This is a genomic window from Flavonifractor sp. DFI.6.63, from assembly GCF_024462255.1.
In the GTDB taxonomy this organism is placed as follows: Bacteria; Bacillota; Clostridia; order Oscillospirales; family Oscillospiraceae; genus Lawsonibacter_A; species Lawsonibacter_A hominis.
The window spans coordinates 1-335 of sequence record NZ_JANGBE010000108.1; the positions used below are offsets into that span (position 1 = coordinate 1).

The window sequence follows — 335 nt, forward strand, 5'->3', positions numbered from 1 at the left end:
TTCAGCGATTGCCCTAAAATAAATAATTATATCAAATTAAGCTTTTATTAGTATTGCTTTGTAAATTGGTACAAAGTTTTCATTCATACAAAAATGCCCACAACTAAAAGTTGTAGGCACCTTATATAAAGCCTTTTTACTTATTTAAATATTTTTCTCTTAGATACTTGTCCATAGCCGCAGCCGCTGTCCTACCTGCACCCATTGCAGATATAACTGTTGCAGCTCCTGTAACAGTATCTCCACCAGCATATATACCTTCTAATGAAGTAAGTCCTTCTTCATCTGCTACTATACACATTTTCTTGTTTGTTTCAAGACCTGGTGTAGTAGAT

General features: G+C 34.3%; 1 pseudogene. It reads right to left on the bottom strand.

The window, feature by feature from the left end:
- Positions 1–136: 136 nt before the first annotated feature.
- Positions 137–335 (bottom strand): annotated as a pseudogene (locus NE547_RS18110) (dihydropyrimidine dehydrogenase); the annotation flags it as partial.